Origin of the sequence: Bacteroides sp. An279, assembly GCF_002159615.1 — a bacterium.
GTDB lineage: Bacteria > Bacteroidota > Bacteroidia > Bacteroidales > Bacteroidaceae > Phocaeicola > Phocaeicola intestinalis.
The window spans coordinates 1-5450 of sequence record NZ_NFJA01000143.1 but is presented as its reverse complement, the minus strand read 5'-3'; the positions used below and the strand labels follow the sequence as shown (position 1 = coordinate 5450).

The following is a 5450-nucleotide window of genomic DNA, read 5'->3' as shown; positions in this document are numbered from 1 at the left end:
ACTGACCAGCCAAACAGCACTGCTTGACACTGTATATTTCGTATTAGTCTCTATTGATACGTTGACAGAGGTGGCTTCATTAGACAAATCAAATGAAGCAGGAGAAACATTCAAAGAAACCGCTTCTTTTCCTGCCTGCGTCACCGTAACGGTACGGGTGATGCTGCCGTCTTCTGAGGTAAACGTCAAAGTCGCCTCACGGACAGTTGTTTCTTCATTGGCGGCTACATCAAAGGTCAAAGAGTTGGATTCGGTCAAACCGCTTACAGGACTGACCAGCCAAACAGCACTGCTCGATACGGTATATTTCACATTTGCCTCTACAGCCACCTCGATAGAAGCCTCTTCGGAAGTCAACGTAAACATGGCAGGCGAAATATCCAATTGGGGTATTTCTTTTCCAGCCTGCGTCACAGTTACTGTCCGCACCATGCTTCCATCTGACGACGTAAATGTGATAATGCCTTCACGAGCCGTTGCACCTTCATTTGCCTTGACATCAAAGGTAACAGAAGAAGCATTGGTCGTACCACTTACCGTGGCAGTAATCCAATCCACATTGCTTGCCACTTGATAATCCACATTCGTACTGACGGAAACGGTAAAAGAAGCTGCATCTGAAGCCAAAGACAAGGAAGGAGGAGAAACATTCATAAAGTCATGGTCTCCAACGTCCTCTATCCTACCAGCCTGAACCACCTTGACTTCCTGTTCGCCTATCTCACTATCCAACCGGATAACCGCCTCGCGAGAAGCAGTACTATAATTCTGTCCGCAACTGAACGTTAAAGTCTCGGTTTTCAATCCTCGGCTTGTCACCTGCTCCAACCAATCGGCATCAATGGAAACTGTATAATCTACATTCGTCTGTAATTCTAACGAGAAACCAGTATCTTCTGCCGCCAAATCAACACGGGAGGCGGAAACAATCAAACCACCAGCAGCTGCCTGACGAACCACCAAGGTATCGGTAAGTGTTGCTGTCTCGTCGGTAAAGATAAAACGTGCCTCACGCGAATCATACGTTTCATTAGGTTGTACTTCTAAATGGATGGTATGCGTAGACACGGCCCGCGATGCCGGTTCTGCAATCCAATCATATTCTGCTTCAGCGCGATAGGTATAGGCGACATTCGACTGCACTTGCACGTCGACCGTTCCACCTTCTGCCCCCACATTCAGCACCTCATCGGACAGAAGCAATACCGGTTCTTCTGCCTTGCCAGCCTGATAGACGTTTACGGTTTCTTCCAGTTCACCGCTTTTTACCGTAATAGTACCCGAACGCTGCTCTGTTGATTCGTTCGCCGCTACCCGGAATGTCAATGTTTCTTTCGTCAAGCTACGTGATGTTACCGGTTCTATCCAGTCCACAGATATACTGGTTTCATACGACACATTAGCCTGCACCTCCAGTTCGATGACACTTTCTACATCTGGAAGTTCATACACCTGCTGCGAAAGGATAAGCGCGTCTTTCTGTTTTTGAGTTACCACAATAGTCTCCTGCTCTTCGCCACAGGTCAAAAACACTGAAGCCGAACGTTCATCCGTACTTTCATTGGAAGCGACAGTTATCGTAACACTCTTTTCCCCCGCTTCACCCGATGCCGGCGAAACGCTTATCCAACTATCCGCACGCGAATTTCCGATGGAAGCTGTCCATGCGGCAGTAGCAGTGAAATTAATAGAGAATGTACCTCCGGCCGATTCGACAAGCGGCTGCTTATCTGTACCTTCGGAAAGCGTTATACTTGCCGCTACAGGTTCAGGAGGAACAGGTTCTTCCAATTCTTTCTCCGAATCGGAACACGATGCCGCCAAAAGCAACAGCAACCAAGACATGATTCCTTGTAACTTGTACATCTGAATCCAAGAACGAATGTGTTTCATAAGCATTACAAGTTTAAGTTTATAACTAAAATAGAGAATAAATCCTATACAAAAAAAGCGTAAGCCCGTCTGTTGTCCGTCCTACGCTCTGAGGCTCAAGCACTGCCCATCAAAGTTGAACAGACAACGTCAGAGCCCACACCTTATTTTATATAAGACCCCTTACGCCCGAACAGATACAGTTCGGGCTGGCAGGATACACCAAGGGCTGTGATACAAATCACACCCGGAGCATCTACCGTTGCTAAGTTCAAGACCTTGACTCGTAAATTAGCTAGATTCCGGAACGTCTCAAACAAAGCGTCAAGTAAACGCCTTCAATATGTCTTCCGACTCCCTTTTTCCACTCATACCCGTTTTCGTAGTACACCTTTTCTAAAAATGCTACTCTCCACACGGTGTAGACAGTTTTCACTTACCACTTGTCTGAGGGAACATCCTTCATACAACGTTGTAAATGTAAGAGTCTGATGCAAATGTATATAAAATTTTACAATAGTCCAAACATAGTCTAAGAAATTTGCCGTTTCTTTATACAAAAAGGTGCATCGGAACAAAAGACTACAAACAGAAACATCTTTTGTTCCAATGCACCTTCAATAAATGTAAACGAAATCCTTATTCCACTTTCTTACCGTTTATCGTCACATTCTTCAAAGTAAACCCTTCTACACAATCTTTCTGTATTTCGGGCTTCTTTGTTACGGTCAAGTTTAAGTTTTCGAACATAAAATCGGACAATTTATATTGGTCTTCCGCTTTTGCCACATCAAATACCACCTCACATTCCATCGTAATATTCCGCATCGTCACGTGGCTTGAATATGAATAAGGTATATCCTTCCGCCCTTGCAGATCGAAGAATTGGGTCCATGGTTTTGCATAAAGAAAGCTGGAAACCGTACCGGTGATATTTTCTACCGTAATATATTCGTAGTTCTGGGGCGTATCGGGACGCATCTTCAACCAAAGCAAGCGCTTTGCATTGTCCAGCCGGCAACGACGAAGCACGATGTTATGGTCATGGATGGATTCACTTCCGCAAGTCAATGCACTATGGCAAAAACCATACACGCAATCTTCTATAATAATGTTACGGTTCGAACCATTGTTTTTCTTATCCTGGTCAGCCCATGGTCCCTTTCCACCTTTCAAGGCAATGGCATCATCGTTGACCGACATATAGCAATTCTTCACCAACACATTGGTGCAGACATCAATATCAATGGCATCCGAACTGGGCGCCTTCACCGGTTCGTAAGGGGCGAAAATTGAAAGGTTCAGCAACTTGACATTCTCGCAACGGTAAAGATGGGTAGTCCAAAAAGGAGAGTTCTCCAGACGCACACCCGAGAGCTGCACATCTCTTGAATCGGCGATATATACCAGACGTGGGCGCAACTCTTCCAAGTTGGTGCATTTCGGATTCACTTGCCGGCGCAACCAAAAAGATTTCCAATAACGCAGACCATTTCCGTTAATACGTCCTTCACCCGAAATGGTAAAGCCATCCACCCCGATGGCATTGACCAAAGCTGCAAAATATTTCAGGTTCTGCCCTTCCATACGTGTATCAATAACAGCAAAGTGGCTGATATCATCACTTCCCTTCAAAGTTCCACCTTTTTCTATATACAGGTGTGTATTGGGCTTAAAGAAAAGTGAACCGCTCAAAAACGTTCCTTTCGGGATATAAACCACTCCGCCCCCATCCTGCGACGCCTTGTCGATAACTGCCTGTATCTTCTCTGTCTGCAAGACTGTACTATCGTTTACCACTCCATAATCTGTAATGCGATAACTTTTACCCAAATCCTGCAAATTCACAATTTCCGTCTGACGGAACCAGTCGGGCACCGGAGTACCATCGGGAAACACATCTTTTGCCGAGAGATGCAAAGCACACATCGCTACCCAAGCAAAAGCCAACCACTTTGTCCACATTTTATTCATATTACCTATACTTTTTAAATTGAGAAACTGTTTTGAATCTCTCCAAAAATTTTTTGCGTCTTAATGTATTCGTTTTCAAAACAGTTTCTGGATATACCAATCAATTGTCATGTCGCAAAGATAAACGAACCAAACAATATTTGAAATAGAAAATCATACAGAAACCAAGTGTAATTGTACAAATTACTTTCCCCCGCAGACAAAATTTACCCAAATATGGATAAAAACAAAGGAATCTGTATTATTTTCCATTTTTTCAGTACAGAATAATCCGTACTTTTGCCCAGGAAATATTTATTTAATCAATATAAAGAACCATGAAAAAATTATTTATTGCAGCATTGGCGCTCTTCTTGGGAGGTATTGGCATGCTGAAAGCACAGGAAATACCCGACCAGAAAGAAACGCTGAAAACACTGATCAAGGTAAACGATTTCTACATGAAAAACAATCCCGACTGTCGCCAGCCCAGCTACGTGAACAAGATGCGGCCTAGCAACATCTGGACACGTGCCGTATATTATGAAGGACTGATGGCACTCTATTCCATCTATCCCGATGACAGATATTACAACTACACCTATCAGTGGGGAGAATTTCATGACTGGAACATGGTGCGTGGTGAAACATGGACACGTCATGCCGACAACTATGCTTGCACGCAAGTATATATAGATATGTATAACCTCTGTCCCGACCCAAAAGTGTTACGTCATGCCAAGGCCAACCTGAACATGCTGCTCAATACGCCGCAAATCAACGAATGGACATGGATTGACGCCATACAGATGGGAATGCCCGGATTTGCCAAGATGGGCAAACTGACCGGCGAACAAAAATATTTCGACAAGATGTGGCAGATGTATGAATATACCCGCAATCGGTTGGGCGACAATGGCATGTTCAACCTTAAAGACGGTCTGTGGTGGAGAGATGCAGACTTTGACCCTCCCTACAAGGAACCAAACGGCGAGGACTGCTACTGGAGTCGTGGAAACGGATGGGTATATGCTACCTATGTACGTATATTAAATGAGATTCCTGCTGACGAGACCCACCGGCAGGATTACATCAACGATTTCCTCACCATGAGCAAAGCACTCAAGGCTTGCCAGCGTGAAGACGGATTCTGGAACGTCAGCTTGCACGACCCTACTCATTTCGGAGGCAAAGAACTGACTGGTACTTCGCTCTTCGTATATGGCATGGCATGGGGTATCCGTACAGGATTGCTTGACCGAAATGAATACCTGCCCATCGTACTGAAAGCCTGGAATGCCATGGTGAAAGACGCTGTGCATCCCAACGGATATTTAGGATACGTACAGGGAACTGGCAAAGAACCGAAAGACGGACAACCCGTAACCTACGACAGCAAACCCGATTTTGATGATTTCGGTACAGGGTGTTTCCTGTTGGCAGGAAGTGAAATATATAAGTTACAATAAACAGTAAAAAACAATGCATGCACCTGCATGTGTGATATATAACCGGATTTTTCAGAAGCTGTTTTGAATTTATCGTGCGATGATTTGGGATGAGTTTTTGAGGCATTTTCGCTTCTGTGATGAGGAAGATAGCGGGCTATCTGACGAAGAACAGGA

At 44.6% G+C, this 5450-nt stretch carries 3 protein-coding genes; 1 reads left to right on the top strand and 2 read right to left on the bottom strand.

The genetic code is table 11. The features are described 5' to 3' along the window. A partial coding sequence (locus tag B5F78_RS15765; protein WP_162608576.1) for a BACON domain-containing protein occupies positions 1-1893 on the bottom strand: 1893 nt, incomplete at its 3' end. A gap of 618 nt (positions 1894-2511) precedes the next feature. Continuing rightward, a complete protein-coding gene (locus B5F78_RS15760; protein ID WP_430516455.1) occupies positions 2512-3846 on the bottom strand; it encodes a rhamnogalacturonidase in 1335 nt (444 codons plus the stop codon). 317 nt (positions 3847-4163) lie between these two features. On the opposite strand from B5F78_RS15760, the gene B5F78_RS15755 reads away from it, so the two are divergent. Further along, on the top strand, positions 4164-5294 hold the full coding sequence (locus tag B5F78_RS15755; RefSeq protein WP_022040248.1) for a glycoside hydrolase family 88/105 protein: 1131 nt from the start codon (positions 4164-4166) through the stop codon (positions 5292-5294). Positions 5295-5450: the final 156 nt, after the last annotated feature.